Origin of the sequence: Bacillus altitudinis, from assembly GCF_001191605.1 — a bacterium.
GTDB classification, from domain to species: Bacteria; Bacillota; Bacilli; order Bacillales; family Bacillaceae; genus Bacillus; species Bacillus altitudinis.
In genome coordinates this window covers 2,454,945-2,475,033 of sequence record NZ_CP009108.1, presented here as the reverse complement: position 1 = coordinate 2,475,033, position 20,089 = coordinate 2,454,945, and the positions used below count along the sequence as shown (strand labels likewise).

The 20,089-nt window shown below is 42.5% G+C and carries 22 protein-coding genes; 1 reads left to right on the top strand and 21 read right to left on the bottom strand.

The window, feature by feature from the left end; translation table 11 throughout:
* Positions 1-96 precede the first annotated feature (96 nt).
* From rnc to ID12_RS12395, 11 genes are all read right to left on the bottom strand, one after another.
* Positions 97-840, bottom strand: a complete 744-nt coding sequence (rnc, locus tag ID12_RS12445) for a ribonuclease III (protein WP_008344850.1) — start codon at positions 838-840, stop codon at positions 97-99.
* 184 nt (positions 841-1,024) lie between these two features.
* Entirely contained in the window at positions 1,025-1,258 is a 234-nt protein-coding gene (acpP, locus tag ID12_RS12440) for an acyl carrier protein (RefSeq protein ID WP_003212028.1), read from the bottom strand.
* Between the two features lie 81 nt (positions 1,259-1,339).
* Positions 1,340-2,083 (bottom strand): 3-oxoacyl-[acyl-carrier-protein] reductase, encoded by a 744-nt coding sequence (gene fabG, locus ID12_RS12435; protein WP_039166716.1) that lies wholly within the window; start codon positions 2,081-2,083, stop codon positions 1,340-1,342.
* Positions 2,083-3,027: an ACP S-malonyltransferase gene (gene fabD, locus ID12_RS12430; RefSeq protein WP_050827258.1), complete on the bottom strand. Its 945-nt coding sequence runs from the start codon at positions 3,025-3,027 to the stop codon at positions 2,083-2,085. The genes fabG and fabD overlap by 1 nt, the downstream gene beginning before the upstream one ends.
* Positions 3,028-3,042: 15 nt before the next feature.
* Complete coding sequence (gene plsX, locus ID12_RS12425) at positions 3,043-4,041, bottom strand: phosphate acyltransferase PlsX (RefSeq protein ID WP_050827257.1); 999 nt, start codon at positions 4,039-4,041, stop codon at positions 3,043-3,045.
* A 15-nt stretch (positions 4,042-4,056) separates the two neighbouring features.
* Positions 4,057-4,623, bottom strand: a complete 567-nt coding sequence (gene fapR, locus ID12_RS12420) for a transcription factor FapR (RefSeq protein ID WP_017359102.1) — start codon at positions 4,621-4,623, stop codon at positions 4,057-4,059.
* 112 nt (positions 4,624-4,735) lie between these two features.
* Entirely contained in the window at positions 4,736-6,784 is a 2,049-nt protein-coding gene (gene recG, locus ID12_RS12415) for an ATP-dependent DNA helicase RecG (RefSeq protein WP_048002835.1), read from the bottom strand.
* The gene (gene sdaAA / locus ID12_RS12410; protein WP_024720342.1) at positions 6,762-7,664 is read right to left on the bottom strand and encodes an L-serine ammonia-lyase, iron-sulfur-dependent, subunit alpha; all 903 of its coding nucleotides are present in this window, start codon (positions 7,662-7,664) and stop codon (positions 6,762-6,764) included. The genes recG and sdaAA overlap by 23 nt, the downstream gene beginning before the upstream one ends.
* 20 nt (positions 7,665-7,684) lie before the next feature.
* The gene (sdaAB, locus tag ID12_RS12405) at positions 7,685-8,347 is read right to left on the bottom strand and encodes an L-serine ammonia-lyase, iron-sulfur-dependent subunit beta (protein WP_008344864.1); all 663 of its coding nucleotides are present in this window, start codon (positions 8,345-8,347) and stop codon (positions 7,685-7,687) included.
* Between the two features lie 149 nt (positions 8,348-8,496).
* Positions 8,497-10,170, bottom strand: a complete 1,674-nt coding sequence (locus ID12_RS12400) for a DAK2 domain-containing protein (protein WP_008344868.1) — start codon at positions 10,168-10,170, stop codon at positions 8,497-8,499.
* Between the two features lie 15 nt (positions 10,171-10,185).
* On the bottom strand, positions 10,186-10,548 hold the full coding sequence (locus ID12_RS12395) for an Asp23/Gls24 family envelope stress response protein (RefSeq protein ID WP_008344871.1): 363 nt from the start codon (positions 10,546-10,548) through the stop codon (positions 10,186-10,188).
* Positions 10,549-10,819: 271 nt separating this feature from the next.
* Between ID12_RS12395 and rpmB the strand changes: the two genes are divergently transcribed.
* Positions 10,820-11,008 carry a 50S ribosomal protein L28 gene (rpmB, locus tag ID12_RS12390; RefSeq protein ID WP_003212514.1) on the top strand — a complete coding sequence of 63 codons (189 nt, stop codon included), beginning with the start codon at positions 10,820-10,822 and terminating at the stop codon, positions 11,006-11,008.
* Positions 11,009-11,077: 69 nt separating this feature from the next.
* Here rpmB and spoVM read toward each other — a convergent pair whose 3' ends face one another.
* From spoVM to def, 10 genes are all read right to left on the bottom strand, one after another.
* Positions 11,078-11,158: a stage V sporulation protein SpoVM gene (spoVM, locus tag ID12_RS12385; protein ID WP_008354550.1), complete on the bottom strand. Its 81-nt coding sequence runs from the start codon at positions 11,156-11,158 to the stop codon at positions 11,078-11,080.
* A gap of 71 nt (positions 11,159-11,229) precedes the next feature.
* Positions 11,230-11,874, bottom strand: a complete 645-nt coding sequence (locus tag ID12_RS12380) for a thiamine diphosphokinase (protein WP_050827256.1) — start codon at positions 11,872-11,874, stop codon at positions 11,230-11,232.
* A gap of 59 nt (positions 11,875-11,933) precedes the next feature.
* Entirely contained in the window at positions 11,934-12,584 is a 651-nt protein-coding gene (rpe, locus tag ID12_RS12375; RefSeq protein ID WP_050827255.1) for a ribulose-phosphate 3-epimerase, read from the bottom strand.
* A gap of 3 nt (positions 12,585-12,587) precedes the next feature.
* Complete coding sequence (gene rsgA, locus ID12_RS12370) at positions 12,588-13,484, bottom strand: ribosome small subunit-dependent GTPase A (protein ID WP_041090545.1); 897 nt, start codon at positions 13,482-13,484, stop codon at positions 12,588-12,590.
* Positions 13,485-13,496: 12 nt separating this feature from the next.
* Entirely contained in the window at positions 13,497-15,452 is a 1,956-nt protein-coding gene (gene pknB / locus ID12_RS12365) for a Stk1 family PASTA domain-containing Ser/Thr kinase (protein ID WP_050827254.1), read from the bottom strand.
* Positions 15,446-16,216, bottom strand: a complete 771-nt coding sequence (locus ID12_RS12360) for a Stp1/IreP family PP2C-type Ser/Thr phosphatase (protein WP_034647887.1) — start codon at positions 16,214-16,216, stop codon at positions 15,446-15,448. Before ID12_RS12360 ends, pknB begins: the two co-directional genes overlap by 7 nt.
* 3 nt (positions 16,217-16,219) lie before the next feature.
* Entirely contained in the window at positions 16,220-17,308 is a 1,089-nt protein-coding gene (gene rlmN, locus ID12_RS12355; RefSeq protein ID WP_007499669.1) for a dual-specificity RNA methyltransferase RlmN, read from the bottom strand.
* Between the two features lie 3 nt (positions 17,309-17,311).
* Positions 17,312-18,655 carry a 16S rRNA (cytosine(967)-C(5))-methyltransferase RsmB gene (gene rsmB, locus ID12_RS12350; protein ID WP_050827253.1) on the bottom strand — a complete coding sequence of 448 codons (1,344 nt, stop codon included), beginning with the start codon at positions 18,653-18,655 and terminating at the stop codon, positions 17,312-17,314.
* Positions 18,642-19,595, bottom strand: a complete 954-nt coding sequence (fmt, locus tag ID12_RS12345) for a methionyl-tRNA formyltransferase (RefSeq protein ID WP_017359336.1) — start codon at positions 19,593-19,595, stop codon at positions 18,642-18,644. Before fmt ends, rsmB begins: the two co-directional genes overlap by 14 nt.
* A gap of 5 nt (positions 19,596-19,600) precedes the next feature.
* Positions 19,601-20,083: a peptide deformylase gene (gene def, locus ID12_RS12340; RefSeq protein WP_008344891.1), complete on the bottom strand. Its 483-nt coding sequence runs from the start codon at positions 20,081-20,083 to the stop codon at positions 19,601-19,603.
* Between the last annotated feature and the right edge of the window lie 6 nt (positions 20,084-20,089).

Here is a 20,089-nt window from a genome sequence, read left to right as displayed (position 1 = left end):
CCTCCTTATGTATTTAAAGTACTATTATCTTACCATATGAACTGAAAAAAGATGATGGAAAACAGAGTGAAATCCCCCTGAATCACGAGGGGGATTTTATTGGTTCATATGATGTTTCTGTAATTTAGCAAGTGCTTCCTGTGCAGCATGCTGTTCCGCTTCTTTTTTTGAACGACCATTTCCAATTCCGAGCACTTCTCCCCTAAGGGATACATTTGCTTCAAATTCCCGGTTATGTGCTGGGCCTTTTTCATGCAGGATTCGGTATTCAAGTACACCTTTTCCATCTCGCTGAACAAATTCTTGAAGCTGGCTTTTAAAGTCCATGACATGTGAGAATGCCCCGTCATTAATTTTCGGGTACACATAGGCTTCTAGGAATCGCTCAACAGGCTCAAGTCCTTGATCTAAATAAAGCGCTCCGATAAACGCCTCAAATACGTCTGCTAAGAGTGCCGGACGCTTTCTACCGCCTGTCATTTCTTCCCCTTTTCCTAAAAGAACAAGGTCTCCGAAGGACAGCTCATGCGCTAATGACACAAGTGATGGCTCACATACGATCGCCGCTCTCAGTTTTGTTAAATCTCCCTCGCTCATGGCTGGGTACTTTGCAAATAAGAACTGTGAGATCGTCAATTCTAAAACAGCGTCCCCTAAAAATTCAAGTCTTTCATTATCCTCATAAGGTTTTTTCCGATGCTCATTCACATAAGAGGAATGTGTAAAGGCTTGATAGAGTAGTTTCTCATTTTTAAAGTGTACAGAAATGCGCTGCTGAAATTCTCTGAATTGCTCTAGTTTTTTGCTCTGTTTCTGTTTGTCTTTATATTGTTTTGGCATAGCAACCTCCAGGTAGGCGTCATCGCCTTTAAGGATACTGATTATATGGAGTCTCTCTTTCTACATGCAAGGAAACCGTGCTCCTTAGCATCTGAAAAAGGCTGACAATTGATCAGCTGAATATGTTGAAACTAACATAAATTTTCAAAGTCCCGCCATGAAAATAGACGGGACTTTGTTACGCTTATTGCTGGCTATTTATGTAGTTCACAGCGTCACCGACTGTTGCAATTTTTTCAGCATCTTCGTCAGAAATTTCCATATCGAACTCATCTTCAAGTTCCATAACTAGCTCAACTACATCAAGGGAATCAGCGCCTAAATCTTCTTTAAATGAAGCCTCCATTTTCACGTCAGCCTCATCAACGCCAAGGCGGTCTACAATAATTTTTGATACACGCTCTAATACGTCTGCCATTGCCTTTCACCTCCCCTCAAAGTATTATAGTTGATTCGTTTTTAAAAAACTAGAGAAAACGTAACGAAATTTTGATATTTCTTAGGACATAACCATTCCGCCATCCACTTGGATGGTTTGGCCTGTAATATAACCTGCTCCTTCTGAAGCTAAAAAGACAACAACGTTGCTTATATCTTCAGGCGCACCAAAGCGTGCGAGCGGGATTTGCTTAAGCATTTCTGTTTGAACATTCTCATCAAGCTTGTCAGTCATATCAGTAGAAATAAAGCCTGGTGCTACGGCATTGACTGTAATATGACGGCTTGCCAGCTCTTTCGCTGTTGTTTTCGTTAAACCGATCACACCAGCTTTTGCTGCAACATAGTTTGCTTGTCCAGGGTTTCCACAAACGCCGACAACAGATGCTACATTGATGATTCTTCCGCTGCGCTGTTTCATCATTTGACGTGTCACAGCTTTTGTACAGTTGAAGACACCTTTTAAGTTTATGTTAATGACATCATCCCATTCATTTTCTTTCATTCTCATGAGCAGGTTGTCCTTTGTAATTCCAGCATTATTCACAAGAATGTCGATTGAACCAAATGTATCAACGGTTTGTTTCATTAATGCCTGTACATCTTCTGCATTTGACACATCCGCTTTGACAGCAAAAGCCTGCTGGCCAAGTGCTTTGATCTCATCGACGACTTCATTTGCTTTTGCTTCGTTGCCTGAATAGTTCACCACAACATTGGCACCTTTTTTCGCCAAATCGATCGCAATCGAACGGCCAATACCGCGTGATGCACCTGTGACAACGGCTGTTTTATTTGTAAGCATCAAGAATCCCCCTTGAGTGTTTGAATTGCTGCTTCAATTGTTTCTTGATCTGATACGGAAATGGTCGTCAGGCGGCGATTGACTTTTTTCACAAGACCTGAGAGCACTTTACCAGGACCAATTTCAATAAATGTTGTCACGCCTAAGTCAATCAGGCGTTCTACACTTTCTTCAAATCGAACAGGAGAATACAATTGTTCAATCAGCTTCGTTTCAATTTCATTACGTGATGTCACGATGTCTGCTGTTACGTTTGAAATCACTGGCGTCGCGGCATCAGAAATGTCTAATTTAGATAATACATCTGTGAATTTTTCAGCTGCTGGTTTCATTAATGCAGAATGGAAAGGTCCACTCACTTCAAGTGGAATTGCACGTTTTGCGCCCTTTTCTTTCGCTTTCTCTGATGCAAGTTCCACACCTTTTGCTGTACCAGAGATGACGATTTGGCCCGGACAGTTTAAGTTCGCAAGTTCTACAAGATGACCGCTTTCTGTCACTTCTCTTGTCACTTCTACAAGCGCCGCTTGGTCTAAGCCAAGAATCGCCGCCATTGCGCCTTCTCCTGCTGGAACGGCTTCATTCATTAATTCGCCACGCTTTCTCACTGCGAAAACGGCATCTTTAAACGAAAGAGCTCCCGCTGCAACAAGGGCTGTATATTCACCCAGACTGTGCCCTGCTGCATAATCTGCTTTGATTCCGCTCTCTTCAAATTTCTTTAAGATCGCGATGCTTGTCGTTAAAAGAGCTGGCTGTGCATTATATGTCAGCGTCAGTTCTTTTGCATCTCCTTCAAAAATCATTGAAGATAAATCAAAATCAAGGGTCTGATCTGCTTCTTCAAACACAGCTTTAGATGCTGCTTCTTGGTCAAATAAATCTTTTCCCATGCCAATTTTTTGAGAGCCTTGGCCTGGGAATAAAAAAGCAATTTTACTCATGCTGCTCTACCTCCATTACGACTCATTCGTGTCTTCTTTTTGAACTTCTTGATGAATGATAGCTGAAACGTCTTTTTTAACGATGTCGCGCGCCTGACGAATGGCATGAAAAATCGCATTTTCATCAGAGGAACCATGCGCTTTAATAACGGGTGCTTTTAAACCAAATAATGCGGCACCACCATATTCGGAGTAATCCATTTTAGATTTCATCTGCATTAATTTTGGCTTCATCATACCTGCTGCTATTTTAGCTGTGAAGCTGGATGTTAAGGTTTCTTTCAGCATTTTAAAAACAGAAAGAGCTGTGCCTTCGATCGTTTTAAGGGCGATATTCCCCGTGAAACCATCTGTGACAACGACATCAGCTACACCTTCTAATAAGTCACGCGATTCTACATTTCCTATGAAATTCAAATCTGATGCTTTTAATAATTCAAAGGTTTTTTTCGTTAAATCGTTGCCTTTTTTATCTTCTGTCCCGACATTTAAAAGTCCAACGCGTGGATTGCTCTTCGGGAAGACATGCTCTGCGTAAATAGATCCCATCATGGCATATTGCACAAGATGCTCTGGCTTTGCATCAACGTTTGCGCCGACATCCAATAATAAGAACCCGCTGCCATCAAGTGTTGGCAACGTCGGAGCAAGTGCTGGTCTGTCAATGCCATCAATTCTGCCTACGATAAACAGGCCTGCTGTCATGAGTGCCCCAGTATTTCCAGCTGAAATACAGGCATCTGCTCTTCCTTCTGAAACTTCCTGCGCCATTTTCACCATAGAAGAATCCTTTTTACGTCTCACTGCACGCACTGGCTCATCCGTTGGTTCAATGACTTCTTTTGCATCTAAGATCGTGATGCGTTCATGATTTGTTATGTATGATTTGATCTTGCTTTCATCGCCGACTAGTGTAATCTCGATATCTGAAAATGCTTCTAAGCTTTTTTGCACACCGTCAATAATGGCTTTAGGGGCATGATCTCCCCCCATTGCATCGACTGCAATTCTCATGTTATGTGCCACCTTTTACTTTTGTTTTGAGCGATACATGACGAAATCGCCTGAGAAGACAACTTCCTCACCTACATAGCTGTTTACTTCAACTACGGTTCTGCCTTTTTCTTTATCATGTGAGGCAACTTTGGCTTTTGAGACGACTCTTTCGCCTTGTTTGACCTGCCTTGTAAACTTAATATTTGCTTTTGCTGTCAAAGCCAGTTCATCGTCGATGACGGCTACTGCCAGCGAATTTGCCTGGGCAAAAAGATGATGTCCCCTGGCAATTTGGTTACGACTGAATACATGCTCTTTTCTTACTTCAAAAATGGAAATCGCTTGATCATCAAGCTCTACATCAATCATTTCTCCAATGACTTCATCCAGCGGAAGAGACTTCACTTCATCCTCTAATGTCTTTTCGGCCACGTGCTTAATTCGTTCGCGTAATTCAGGGATTGACAGCTCCAAACGGTCAAGACGAACCGTTTGAATGCTTACACCGAACTTACTTGCCAATTCTTCATCAGTAATGAACGGAGTCGAGCTGATCGTTTGCTGGAGAAGCTTTTGTCGTTCTTTTTTATTTAGTTTCATATGCAGACACCATCCGTACATTTATGACTAGGTACTAATAGTAGTATATAATCTCATAGATGATAAATCAATCCTTGTTTCAAAAAGACAAGAAAATTCCTCCAGCACTTGATCAGCTCAATTTATCTCCGCCAAGCACACCGCTGTCTACGAGTGTTTGCCTAAGTTCTTTGTATTCAGGGTCTGTCCAAAAGGCTTCAGACTGCACGAGCTCTGCCGCATCTTTTCTAGCGGTTTCAAGCGCTCTATAGTCATGAACCATATCTGCCACTTTAAATTCAGGCATTCCGCTTTGTTTCTTGCCAAAGAAGTCGCCAGGGCCTCTTAATTCTAAGTCCTTTTCAGACAGTTCAAAGCCATCCGTTGTTTCAGACATGATCCGCATGCGCTCTTTACCGGTCTCTGATTTAGGGTCCGCCATTAAAATACAAAAAGATTGATGCTCTCCGCGTCCGACCCGGCCTCTTAACTGATGAAGCTGTGACAGTCCAAAGCGGTCCGCATCATAAATGACCATGATGGTCGCATTTGGCACGTTGACGCCAACTTCAACAACTGTCGTTGACACAAGGATTTGTACTTCATTGGAAGTGAAATCTCTCATCACTTGATCTTTTTCATCACTTGCGAGTTTCCCATGCATTAAGCCGATCGACCATTTTCCGCGATACGCCTCTGTCAGCATGCTGTGAACATCTATCGCATTTTGGACATCCAGTTTGTCTGATTCTTCTATAAGTGGACAAATAATATACGCTTGTCTGCCTTTTCTCAGCTCTTTATCAACAAAAGCAAGAATCCTTTCAAGCATGTCATGCTTCACCCAATACGTTTCAATCTGCTTTCGGCCGGCTGGCAGCTCATCAATGACTGAGACGTCCATTTCTCCAAATACTGTGATGGCAAGCGTTCTTGGAATCGGCGTTGCGGTCATAAACAAAACATCTGGGTCCTGCCCTTTGCTTCGCAGTTTTTTCCGCTGTTCCACGCCGAACCTGTGCTGTTCATCTGTAATAACAAGACCAAGCTGCTGAAATTCCACTTCGTCCTGGATAAGGGCATGCGTGCCGACTAAAATATCAATATCTCCCTCTTTCAGACGTTCAAGCAGTTCTCTGCGGCGCTTTCCTTTCACTGAACTCGTCAAAAGAGCAATATTTAGCCCCCATTTTTCAACTAGCTGATACAGTGAATCAGCATGTTGTTCAGCCAAAATTTCAGTTGGCACCATCAGCGCACCTTGAAAGCCGGATAAATGAGCGGCATAAAGGGCAATTGCCGCTACAGCTGTTTTCCCCGATCCAACATCTCCTTGAAGAAGCCGGTTCATTCGGTACGGGGATGCCATATCTGCCATAATTTCATCCAGCACTCTTGATTGTGCTTTTGTCAGTGGGAACGGCAGGCTATGAACAAACTCAAAGACCGCCTCTTTTGCGAACGGATGCTGGATGCCTGATGTTTTTTCTCGTTCTTTTTTTCTGATCGCTTGCATCTTCAGTTGAAAGATGAGAAATTCCTCGTACACGAAGCGTCGTCTTGCATGCTTGAGCGAGTCTCTCGTTTCAGGGAGATGAATGGTTTTTAGTGCTTCTTGATAAGACATGAGTTTATAAGCAGCTACAAGCTGCTTTGGCAGTGGATCTTCAGCATGGTCTACATAGAGTGACAACGCTTGTTTTACAAATCGTCTCATCATCTTCACGGTTACATTTTCTTTGACTGAATAAACAGGTTCTATACTGCCATCTTGTTCGTGTGTTCCTTTTTTAAATTCCTGCACCATAATGGATTGCCGGTTTTTATCCCACTTCCCTGTGACGGATACCGTATCGCCTAAAACAAGACTTCGTTTTAAATAAGGGCGATTGAAGCATATGGCTGTAATCAAAAAACGACCGACAAGCAGCCTGAATGTCAGCCTGCTTCGTTTTTTTCCATAATAGGTGAGAACGGGCTCACTGTGCACTTTTCCTTCAACTGTGACACGTTCGTCATGTCTGACTTCTTCTAAATTGCGAAGCTCATAGTCGTCATATCGATAAGGAAAGTAGCCGAGTAAATCGGCTACTGTGTAGATTCCAAGTTCATTTAGTGTTTTTTCTGTTTCTTCTCCAATCCCTTTGAGGGCAGAGATCTTATCTTGCAATTTCTGTATCACGAGATGAGGTCACACCTCCGAAAATCTTCTTTTCAAGCTCCCTTGCTGTCGGTGTTGCAGCAAGTCCGCCTTGTGCAGTCTCACGAAGAGCGGTTGGCATCGTTTGACCAATTTTGTACATCGCATCAATGACTTCATCACAAGGGATACGGCTTGTAATGCCGGCAAGTGCCATATCTGCTGCAATCATCGCATTAGAAGCGCCCATTGCGTTTCGTTTCACACATGGCACTTCCACAAGTCCTGCGACTGGATCGCAAACAAGACCCAGCATATTTTTTAAGGTGATGGCCATGGCTTCAGCGGATTGCTGCGGCGTACCGCCTGCCATTTCTACAATGGCTGCTGCTGCCATACCTGATGCAGATCCTACTTCTGCCTGACAGCCGCCTGCTGCACCAGAGATACTTGCGTTATTGGCGACAACAAAACCAAATGCACCAGATGTAAATAGGAACCTGACCATTTGTTCCTTTGTTGGCTTTAATGTTTCTTTCACCGCAAAGAGCGTTCCTGGCACAACACCTGCTGAGCCAGCAGTAGGCGTTGCACAGATCGTTCCCATTGCTGCATTCACTTCATTTGTTGCCACTGCCTTACTCACGGCATCTAAAATGGTATGACCAGACAATGTTTTGCCTGATGCGATATATGCTTGAAGTTTCACAGCATCCCCGCCTGTTAAACCAGATAATGATTTCACACCTTTCAGTCCGTTTTCAACGGCCTGTTCCATCACTTCTAGGTTGCGGTACATCTGCGAGAAAATGTCTTCACGTGACTTCCCTGTCACTTCCATTTCTTGAGTAATCATAATTTCTGAAATGGAGGTATTCCGTTCTTCTGTTAGCTGCACGAGTTCTTTGACGTTTTTAAACATCATACATAACCTCCTTGTTGTTACTCTGCAATTTGTGTGACTTGAATAATGTTTGGCAGCGTCTCAAGCTCTGTTAAAACCGCTGGATCAATATTCTGATCCACTTCAATCGTCATGAGTGCTTCTTGCCCGACCTCTTTACGTGCCACTTCCATATGACCAATGTTGATGGCGAATTTCGCTAACACATTGGCAACTGCTGCAATCGTCCCGTAGCGGTCGTTATGAACCACAAGAATGGCCGGATGATTCCCTGAGAGTCTCAGTTCAAAGCCATTTAATTCTGTGATTTCAATTTTACCTCCGCCAATGGAAATCCCGATTAATTCAAGGCTTCCATTCGCATCTGAAATTTCTACTTTTGCTGTATTTGGATGCGCTGGCACCGCATCTTCTTCTTTAAACTCAATGTCGATTTCTTTGCTTTTTGCAATATCAATCGCTGTTTTAATTCGTTCATCAAATGTATCAAAATCAAGAACACCGCCGATAATGGCTACATCTGTCCCGTGTCCTTTATACGTATCTTTAAAAGAGCCATAAAACGACACAACAATTCGTTTCGGTTCCCTTCCGAACAAGCTGCGAGCCACTCTTCCAATACGAGCCGCACCCGCCGTGTGCGAACTTGATGGACCAATCATGACGGGTCCAATAATATCAAACACACTTCTAAATTTCATAGGTCTTCCCCTCTCATCACCAATCACAGATTGGTTTGTTACTCCCTTTAGACTAATGGATTCATTCGATTCCCGCAACTCATTTCACGAATGAACACATAGTAAAAAAATGCAAAAGAAGAAGAAGGGCTTCATGTGCCCTTCTTTCTTTATTCAACAGCCAAAATATATGAATAAAGCGGCTGTTTTCCATCGTGGACTTCAACTTCTACATCTTCAAATGTGTCTTCAATATATGCTTCTAAAGCTTCCATCTCATCAGATGATGCATCTTCCCCTTTGATGATTGTGACAATCTCATCATCTTCTGTCACCATTTGGGTCAAAAGCTCTTTTGCTGCATCTAATTGATTTTTAGCTGTTAAGGTGATTTTTCCATTGTATAGGCCCATATAGTCGCCTTTGGCAATGTCGATCCCATCAATTTGGGTATCTCTCACTGCAAAGGTAATTTGGCCGCTTTTCACATGATCAATCGCTTCTAACATCGCTGCTTCATTGTCTTCATTTGAAGCTGCTTCATTGAGAGAAAGAAGTGCCGACATTCCTTGAGGAACGGTCTTTGTCGGAATAACAACGACCTCACGACTTGAGACAGTTGCCGCCTGTTTAGCTGCCATGACAATATTAGAATTATTAGGTAAGATAAAGACGGTTTCGGCATGAATGCTATCAATTGCTTTGACAATGTCTTCTGTGCTCGGATTCATCGTCTGTCCGCCTTCAATGACGACGGATGCTCCGATACTTTTAAACAAGTCAGCAATCCCTTCTCCCATTGCGACACTCACTACTCCAAAACGCTGTTTTTCAGCAGCTGTTGCTTTTGGTGTAGCAGGCGAGTGATCTTTTTCTTCATTGACGATCGAGCTATGCTGCTCTCTCATGTTTTCAATTTTCATATTAATTAAGCTGCCATAGCGCTGTGCATATGATAAGACATCTCCTGGCTGCTCTGCATGAATATGAACTTTTGCAAGCGTATCATCAGATACCACAAGAAGTGAATCTCCGAATTCGCTTAATTCTTCTCTGAAGGCATTTTCGTCAAAGGACTGTTTGTCTTCTTCGAATTTCACCATAAATTCTGTACAATAGCCAAATTCAATATCTTCTGTGTTCATATGGCTTTGTGCACTTTTATGATGCTCTGCACTCACTAATTCTTTTAATGTTGGCAAAGAGGCCGTTTTAGGAGGAAGCTCTTCTCCTCTTAATGAAGCAAGGAAACCTTCATATACACAAAGAAGCCCTTTACCGCCGCTATCTACAACGCCGACTTCTTTTAAAACAGGAAGGAGATCTGGCGTGCGGTCAAGTGATGCTCTTGCTTCCTCAATCGTTAATTCAAGCACACGATCGATTTGGTCTTCTGTTGCTGAAACAGCAACCGCTTTCTTTGCAGCGTCTTTTGCAACCGTTAAGATGGTTCCTTCAATCGGTTTCATGACGGCTTTATATGCTGTATCAACGCCGGCCTGCAAGGCAAGCGCAAATTCTTTTGCGTCAATTGTTTCTTTTTGTTCTATATTTTTGCTGAAACCTCTGAAGAGCTGAGACAGGATCACACCTGAGTTTCCTCTTGCCCCCATTAACAGCCCTTTCGACAGAGCCACCCCGACCTTACCAATGTGATCGGTATTTGTTTCTTCAACTGCTTTTGCCCCTGAAGTCATTGACAAATTCATATTTGTCCCCGTGTCTCCGTCTGGCACTGGAAAAACATTTAACGCATCAACAATTTGTGCGTTTTGAGAAAGATGGTGAGCACCTGCAAGAATCATTTTTGCAAATGAGCGGCCACCCAGATTTCTAATAGACAATATATTTCCTCCTTACTACGGGTTCGTAACTTTTACTCCTTGTACATAAATGTTGACTGAGTCAACTGAAAGTCCAATCGTGTGATGAATCGTATATTTGACTTTCGTTTGAACATTATGTGCGACTTCTGATATTTTTGTACCGTAGCTGACGATGATGTACATATCAATATGAATGCGATCTTCTTTTTGACGCACAAGAACACCCCGGCTGAAGTTCTCTTTGCGGAGAATATCCGTCAAGCCGTCCTTTATTTGATTTTTGGACGCCATGCCAACAATACCATAGCAATCGATCGCAGCGCCTCCTGCCACCATTGCAATGACTTCATTTGATATATCAATTTGTCCGTATTTCGTTCTAAGTTCAATGGACACATTGGTTCCCCCTTTTTGAGAAATTGCCCTGAGTTATCACTATTTTACTATAAGACCCTTCTTTTTAAAAGAAATCATTCAATCCGACCCAATCCTACTTATACTATAGCCTTGATTTTTTATCAAGATGTCAAGGTATTTTTCTTGAAAGAGGAGCAAACAATCCTTGCAAACCCCTTGAAGCTGTGGTAAATTATTAAAGTATCTTGAGGCATCTCTAAGTACGTATATGAAGAATATGATGATGTTTTCGCAGTTAGGAGGGAAACAAATGGCACGTAAATGCGTTATTACAGGCAGAAAAACAAAAGCTGGGAACAACCGTTCTCACGCAATGAACTCTACAAAACGTACATGGGGCGCGAACCTTCAAAAAGTTCGTATTCTAGTGGACGGTAAGCCTAAAAGAGTATATGTATCAGCTCGAGCTTTGAAATCTGGTAAAGTTGAGCGTGTATAAGCAAGAGTAAACGCCTGCTACATTTAACTGTAGCAGGCGTTTTTATGTGGAAATAAAGGAGATTACTCATTAATCTTTCTTAAATGAACCAAGCATCGCACGGACAATGCCGCCAAGAAATCTAGGCAGTTTGATTGTATAAAATTTCATTTTGTCCCCCTCCTAAAAGTACCGCTTGCAGCACAATTGAGCTTAATCAGCCATCCACATTGATAGGTTGGTCAATCTTTGCTTCTTACCATTATTAATATGCCTTCATGAAAAGAAAAAGTACCATTTGAGTGGATGAGTTCGTTACTAATACATAGTGTGGAACCAGGCTCAATATGACAATTTTTCAGAGGATATTTGAAACCTTTTAATGTCAGCTTTTCAACCGATGTACCGAAGGGCAAAAACGACACATATTTTTTATCCGGGTCTTGTTTGATTTCGTATGTACCAGGTCCAAACATTTGAATAATATTTTGTTTATCTACAAGGTTCATGCTCTGTTTGTGCTGAATGCCTTTATAAAGGAGATGGATATTCCCAAGAAAATGATCTGCTCTTCCGCCTGTGATGCCGTAAATTTGAATATGGGCTGGATTCTGACGCAAAGACCAGTTCAGCGCAAGTTCTAAATCCGTTTCATCTTTCTCTGCCTGAAATAGATTGAGTGCAGGCAATTTCTTTTTCAGTTCATGAAGCTCCTCTTCTGTCACACTATCAAAATCACCAAATGCTCTGTCAGGTACAATGCCATGCTCTAGTAAGAAAAGGGTTCCCCGGTCTACGCCGATCCAGAGAATGTCCTCCTCAGATGCTTCATGATCAAGCGGCGGGATGTACACAAAAGGACCGCCGGCCACGATATGTATGTGCATGATTACGCTCCTCTCCATTGAAAAAGAACCAAAGATCACAATGACTTTGGTTCTTTTTGTTATGCTTCTCGAATGGCCTGAATGGCCGCCGTGCGGTCTTCTTTCCCATATACCGCTGAGCCGGCAACAAGTAGATTAGCGCCTGCTTCTTTGCAGCTCTTTGCTGTCTCTACATTGACACCGCCATCTATTTCAATGAGTAAATCAGTTAAGCCTTTTTGTTCACTAAGTGTCTTTACTTCTTTTACCTTTGAGAGAACAGCAGGAATAAACGCCTGTCCGCCAAAACCAGGGTTCACCGTCATGAATAAGACGAGGTCAACATCCTCTAATACATGCGCGATTTGAGAAACGGGTGTGTGCGGGTTTAAAACAACCCCTGCTTTGACACCTTGTTCTTTTATATGCTGAATCGTGCGATGTAAGTGTGGACACGCCTCGACATGAACAGAAATAATATCAGCGCCCGCTTTTGCAAATGCAGGGATATACTGGTCTGGCTGCTCAATCATTAAGTGAACATCGAGCGGCAGCTTTGTATGCGGCCTGATCGCCTCCACTACATTTGGTCCAAATGTCATATTCGGTACAAAATGACCGTCCATCACATCAATATGAATATAATCCGCTCCACCTTGTTCCACATCACGGATATCTTTCGCAAGATTGGCAAAATCGGCTGATAAAATGGATGGGGCAATATAAACCATGATTTAGTACCTCGGCTTTCTGTCTTTAATTTCAGTTAAAAACTCTAAATAATGCTGATAGCGATACTCTCTGATGCGATCGTGTTCTACTGCCTCTTTTACTGCACATCCAGGCTCTTTTACGTGCAAACAGCCCCTGAATTTACATTCTGCACTCTTCTCTCTGATTTCTAAGAAATAGAGCCCTAAATCTTCCGCTTCGATACCTGTAAATTCAAGCGAGCTAAATCCTGGTGTATCGGCAATGAGCCCTTCAGCCGTTCGAATGAGTTCCACATGTCTTGTTGTATGTTTCCCCCTGCCAAGATGGGAGGAAATATCATTTGTTTTCAGTGCTAAATCAGGACTCATCGCATTTAAGAGGGAAGACTTCCCTACACCCGATTGACCTGCAAAAACAGTAATCTTGTGATGGAAATACGGGGTCAGCTTTTCAATTCCATCCCCTTCGATTGTCGATGTTAAATGAACGTCGTATCCAATTTGGCGATAGTCTTCTGCATAGGCTTGAATCGTTTCTCGCTCTTGCTCTGTTTTCAGCAAGTCCATTTTTGTGATGCAGATAATCGGTTCAATCTGGCTCTCTTCAACAAGCACTAGGAATCTGTCTAACAGCGATGTACTAAAGGTCGGCTCTGCTGCTGAGAAAACGAGCACCGCTTGATCAACGTTGCTAATAGGCGGCCGAATCAGCTCATTGGTCCGCTCTTTTACTTCCAGCAAATAGCCTTCCTTATCGTTATCTGCTTGATAGACGACATAATCTCCAACAAGAGGGGTTATTTTGTTTTTACGAAAAATCCCTCTTGCTCTACACTGAATTACTTTGCCACTTTCTAAAGACTCATCCAGCACATAATAAAATCCGCTTAATGCTTTAATAATTTTGCCCTCAGGCATAAAGTCCCTCCTTTATTCATCATCAGGGTATTCAATCGTTTTGGAGCTTACTACTTTATCATCCACAGTCACCTGATAGTATCCTTTTTGACCAGGTTCTATCTTAAATTTAATCGTTCGCTCAGTGGGCGCAGTGATTTTAAAGGTTTCATATAAATCAGAAATGCTATGTTCTGCATCGTCAATGGATATTTGAACATTCATTTCTTGTCCTTCTGTTTCTGGTTCATATGGGATCGCAATCTTTTCAGTCACTGTTTTGGCTGGTTTCTCTTTTGGTCCAAGGGAGAACGTAATTTTAACCGTATCACCAGGTTTAACAGCTGTCCCCGCTCCCGGTTCCTGCTTCATGACCTCACCTTTTGGCACATCGTCAGAATATGCTTCTTTTTCATCTAGCTTTAGTCCATTATCCTCTAAATAATTTGATGCGGCCTGTTTACTATACGTCGTTAAATCCCGTAAGGTAATATCGGCAGGGCCTATACTGACGGTCAATGTGACTTCTTCATCTGCTGCGACAAGTTCTGTATTCGCGGAAGGTTTCTGTTCCATGACAATGCCTGATTCTGTGTCATTATCATTCACTTCCTCTACAACAACCTGTTTAAACCCTTTTTTCTCTAATAGTTCTTTTGCTTTCTCGACCTTTTCACCTGTTACATCAGGTAATTCGGTTTTTTCTTTACCTGTACTTTGATAAAGCTGAATTTCTGTCCCTTCTTTTACCTTTGTTCCAATTTTCGGGTCTGTTTTGACAACCAGCCCTTTTTCAATCTTCTCGTCGGCAATATCAATGGGTTCAGAAGCGACGGTAAATCCGGCTTTCTTCAAGGTGTCTTCCGCTTTTTCAACCGTCATGCCAGAAACATCGGTTACCTCTACGTCTTTTGGAAAGAGTAATCCTGGGAAGACCGTGATCGCTAAAATGGTCGCAGCCGTCAAAACAAATAAGATCGACGCTACAATCCACGGCCATTTTTTCCGTTTTTTCTTCGGCTTTTGTTTCTCTTTTTTCTTTGGTTTTTGAACCGGGTGGACGGCTGTTTTTTCATTGTCTTGATCGACTTGATGATCTTTTATAATAGGAATGGCTTTTGTTGCTTCATGATCTTCTTCAATGACAAAGCGCTTTTCTTTTAGTCTTGCAGGGTCAAAAACCGTTTTTAAGTCTTTTTGCATTTCAGATGCATCTTCGTATCGATAGAATGGATCTTTGGCCATCGCTTTTAAAATGATGTTCTCCACGCTTTGTGGTACAGAAGGATTCCACCTTCTCACAGATGGCGGCTCTGATTGCAAATGCTTCAGTGCGACACTGACAGCGGATTCTCCTTCAAATGGCATGCGTCCTGAAATCAGCTCATAAAGAACAATACCAAGTGAATAAATGTCTGACTTTTTCGTTGCAAGACCACCGCGCGCTTGCTCTGGGGACAAATAATGCACGGAGCCAAGAACAGAATTCGTATGGGTAATGGTCGCTGAGCTAAGCGCCATGGCGATGCCAAAATCAGTGACTTTGATATTCCCCAAGTTGTCTATTAATATATTGTGAGGCTTAATGTCTCGATGGACGAGCTGTTTCGCATGGGCTTCTTCCATCGCCGCAACGACTTGCTCCATAATGCGAACGGCTTCTTTTGGATGAAGCGGTCCATTGGCGTGTATGTATTCTTTCAGCGTCATCCCTTCGACATATTCCATGACAATATAATAAATGTCATCTTCTTCTCCTACATCGTAGATACTGACAATATTCGGATGATCTAAGCTGGCTGCTGATTGCGCTTCTCTCCGGAACCGTCTAATAAAATCATCATCGCTTGCAAAGTCAAACCGTAAAATTTTAATCGCCACTTCGCGATCTAAAATCATATCCTCCGCCAAATAAACGTTGGCCATTCCGCCTCCGCCTATGGCGCGAAGAATTTGATAACGGCCGCTGATCCTTTTTCCGATCAACACTTGCTGTCACCCTCCTCTGTTTGGGAGGAGATTTCTAACAGTACTGCTGTAATGTTATCTTCACCGCCGTTGTCATTCGCTGTTTGAACTAACTCTGTTACTTTTTCATCTGGTGCGGTTGTTTGCGATAAAATCTGAATCAAATGTTCTTCTTCTACTTTATTCGATAATCCGTCTGAGCAAAGCAAAATTTGATCTCCTGGATCCACTTCAAAAGTTCGTGCATCAATTTGAACGTGTTTATCCGTTCCTAACGCTTTGGTCAGCACATTTTTTCTTGGATGATATTCTGCATCCGCTTTTGAAATCTCTCCTGTTTTCACTAACTCATTCACTAGTGAGTGATCATCTGTTAATTGGGTCAGCGCACCTTCTCTTAGCAAATAGCAGCGGCTGTCACCAATATGGGCAATTGTGACCGTTTGCAAATGAACGAGCGCACAAACGATGGTCGTCCCCATTCCTTGGCATTCCTCATTGTTTTTCGCATGTTCGTATACTTGGTCATTAATGTCGCTAATTTTTGAGATTAACCAATTTTCTTGATCGGCTGGTTTATTTGGAATTGAAGATGTTTCCTGCCAGTATTCTTTTAAAGAAGAAACTGCCATCTTGCTGGCTACATCACCAGCAAGATGACCTCCCATTCCATCTGCTACAACAGCTAGAAGTGTGTCTTCTTTTGCTTCAAAAATACCTGCATCATCTTCATTATGCTGACGGACTTTTCCTGTATCGGTTTGAAAGGCTGCCCTTATCAACATTCGTCACCTCGTCTCTTCCTGACGCTCCTTCGCTCTTAGCTGACCGCAAGCAGCATCAATATCATGGCCTTGCTCTCGTCTAATCGTTACGTTTACGCCTCGTTCTTTCAGCGTTTTTTCAAATAGGAAGATTTGTTCTCTTGGTGTTCTCACGTAATCTCTTTCTGGTACATAGTTCACAGGGATGAGGTTTACATGGCATTTGATTCCTTTTAATAAATCAGCAAGTTCTTCTGCGTGATGGACTTGATCATTGACTCCGCCAAACAGACCGTATTCAAAGCTCACGCGTCTGCCTGTTTTTTGAATATAGTATTCAATAGCTTCCATTAATTTTGGCAGCTTGTATGCCTTATTGATTGGCATGAGGCGGCTTCGAATGTCAGTATTTGGTGCGTGCAGGGAGACAGCAAAGTTGATTTGCATTTGCTCATCCGCAAATTGATAAATCTTTGGAATGATCCCGCTCGTCGAAACGGTAATATGACGTGCACCAATATTTAAGCCGTTATCATGGTTAATGATTTTAAGGAATGCAAGCATTTCATCAAAGTTATCAAACGGTTCGCCAATTCCCATGATGACAACTGAGCTGACGCGTTCATCTGTTTCATCAAGCGCCTGTTGTACTTTCAATACTTGGGCCACAATTTCTCCCGCCTCAAGGTTACGTTTCAAACCGCCAAGTGTAGATGCACAGAATGTACAACCAATTCGACAGCCAACCTGTGTTGTGACGCAGACAGAGTTGCCATATTCGTGGCGCATCAGCACGGTTTCAATGGTATAGCCATCGTGTAATTCAAATAAGAACTTGATCGTTCCATCTTGAGATGTTTGTTTTATCACTGTTTTTAAAGTCGTGATGGCGAATTGATCTTTTAATTTTTCTCTTAATTCCTTTGAAAGGTTAGACATTTCATCAAAGGACGTGACGCGTTTTTCATAAAGCCACTCAAAAATTTGTGTTGCACGGAAAGGCTTCTCGCCTTGTTCCTTTAACCAGTCTTTGATTTCATTTAGCTCGAACGAGTAGATCGACGGCATGTCTGTTTTCAGTTCTTTTCTTACTTTTTGTTTTTGTTCTGTCATTTTTTATCCCTTCTTTCTCATGCTGCAAATAAAGAAACCATCTGTTCCGAAATAATGAGGAAGAATTTGTACACTTCCGTTTTGAACAAACGGAGCAACCTGCTCAGGCAGCCGTTCATTAAGAGATAGATCGGGGTCGAAGTCTTGGTGTTCTTGTAAAAACGCATGAATCACTTGTTGATTTTCTGTTGGATCCATTGTACATGTACTGTATACAAGGGTTCCGCCTGGCTTTAGCAGCTGGGCTGTTTCATGCAAGATCGATTGCTGAATTGTCGCAAGTCTTGCTGAGTCTTCCGAGGACTTTGTATATTTCATATCTGGTTTTCGTCTGATGACGCCAAAACCTGAACATGGTGCATCAATGAGAATACGGTCAAACGAAGCATCATCATAATGGTCGGATACTTTCCTTGCATCAAGCGCTTTTGCCTCAATATGCGTTAAGTTCAGACGTTTTGCTGCCTGATTGATCAGTTTTACTTTGTGCTCATGTAAATCAAGAGACACAATCTTCCCCTCATCGTTCATTCGCTCTGCGATATGTGTTGATTTACCACCAGGAGCGGCACAGGCATCAAGCACCATTTCTCCCGGCTGAGGATCCAGCGCTCTTGCGACAAGCATGGAGCTTTCATCTTGAATCGTGACAAAGCCCTCTTGAAAGAAAGGAGTAGATACGATAGATCCTTTCATGAGTTTGAGTGCATCCTCAGATAAGTCGCCGAGCTCTGTTTCAATTCCTGCATCCATGAGTTCTTGCTGCAGTGCAGGGCGGTCTTTTTTCATTCGATTGACACGCAATGTCTGCTTTGGCGGGACTAAATGAATACGGCACATGCTTTCTGTTGCTTCAAAACCGTACGCCTCCACCCATTCTTGTACGAGCCACAATGGATGGCTTGTCTCTATTGAAAGCCTTTTTACCGGATCTTTGATCGCATCAAATGCTGGCACGCCTTCTCTTTGCACAGAACGAAGAACGCCGTTGACTAGTGAAGAAATACCTTTATGTCCGCGCTTTTTCGTTAGTTCCACTGCTTCATGGATGGCTGCACGATCTGGAATTTTTTCAAGGTAAACCATCTGATAAAGAGACATCCGCAAAAGCTGCATCACCCATGGAGCCACTTTTTGCGGTTTTTTCACAAAGGGTGTGAGCATATAATCAAGTGCCAGCTTGTTTTGCAGTGTACCGTATACAAGTTCTGTTAATAGCGGTTTGTCTTGATCGGAAAGTTCTTTCTCTTTCATCACTGACTGCAAAAGCAAGTTACTGTAGGCTTGATTTTGTTCGAGTTTGATTAAAGCGTCTAGCGCTACTTCTCTCACATTACTTTTCTTCATTGATTAGCCCTAATTTCTGTCCAATTTCGATATTTGCGCCTCTTAAGAAGTCTTCACCGCTCATTTTTTTCTTTCCAGCGGGCTGTACACTCGTTAATAAAAGGCCTTGCTGATTTCCTGTTCCAACGACTGGTCCTTCTTTTTGAAGCTCAATCACTTTCCCAGGTTCTTCTGGTGCTTGAAGCGGAACTTTTTTCGCTTCCCATACTTTTAAGTTAGCACCGTTCCATTCAGTATAGGCAACTGGCCATGGATTTAAGCCGCGAACTTGGTTGTAAAGCTCTTCTCCTGGCTTGGTCCAGTCTAATCTTTCCTGCTCCCGCTTAATATTTGGTGCATACGTTGCTGCCTCTTCATTTTGCGGAATTGGCGAGATAGACCTGCTTAACACATTTGGAACTGTGTCTTTTAATAACGCCGCACCAGCCACACTTAATTTATCATGCAGTGTTCCGACGTTGTCTAATTCATCAATTTCTACTTCTACTTTGCTAATCATGTCACCTGCATCAAGCTTTTCTACCATATACATGATCGTCACGCCTGTTTTCTTTTTGCCTTGCAGGATCGCATAATGGATCGGTGCACCGCCTCTTAGTTCTGGCAGCAGTGAGGCATGAACGTTGATACAGCCAAATTCAGGTTCATCAAGTAATCTTTTTGGCAAAATTTGTCCGAACGCTGCTGTTACGATCAAATCTGGCTTTAACGCAAGCACTTTATCAATTTCTTCATCAAGACGTACCTTTTCAGGCTGTAAAACTGGAATGCCGTGTTTTAAGGCTTCTACTTTTACAGGAGGCGGCGTGAGCACTCGTTTTCTGCCTTTCGGGCGATCAGGCTGTGTGACGACCCCGACAACTTCATATCCTTCTGTTATAAGTGTTTGCAGCACAGGTACTGAGAAATCAGGGGTTCCCATAAATACGATACGTGCCATTTTCTTCACCCTTCCATTTCCGCAAGTTCTTTTTCTGTATACGTTTGAATGATTTTCGACGTGAATAATACGCCGTCTAAGTGATCAATTTCATGCAATAAAGCTCTTGCTAAAAATCCTTCTGCTTCTATTGTAAATGGTTTGCCTTTCTTATCAAAGGCTTTCACCTTCACATAATTTGGTCTTTCAACCGTTCCGTACAAAGATGGAAAGCTCAGGCAGCCTTCAATGTCTGTCTGGCTCCCTTCCACATCAAGAATCTCAGGATTTACTAAGTCAATCCTCCCAGAATCTTCTCCGATATCGACCACGGCGATTCTTTTTGAGATGCCGATTTGTGGTGCGGCTAGGCCGACTCCATCTAGTTCAAGCATTGTATCATACATATCATCCAGCAGTTTTTTCAGTTTTTTATCGAATGTATCAACAAGCTCTGTTTGTTGTTCAAGCACGTCTGCAGGATGTAAGACTATCGGTTTGATTGCCACGAAAAG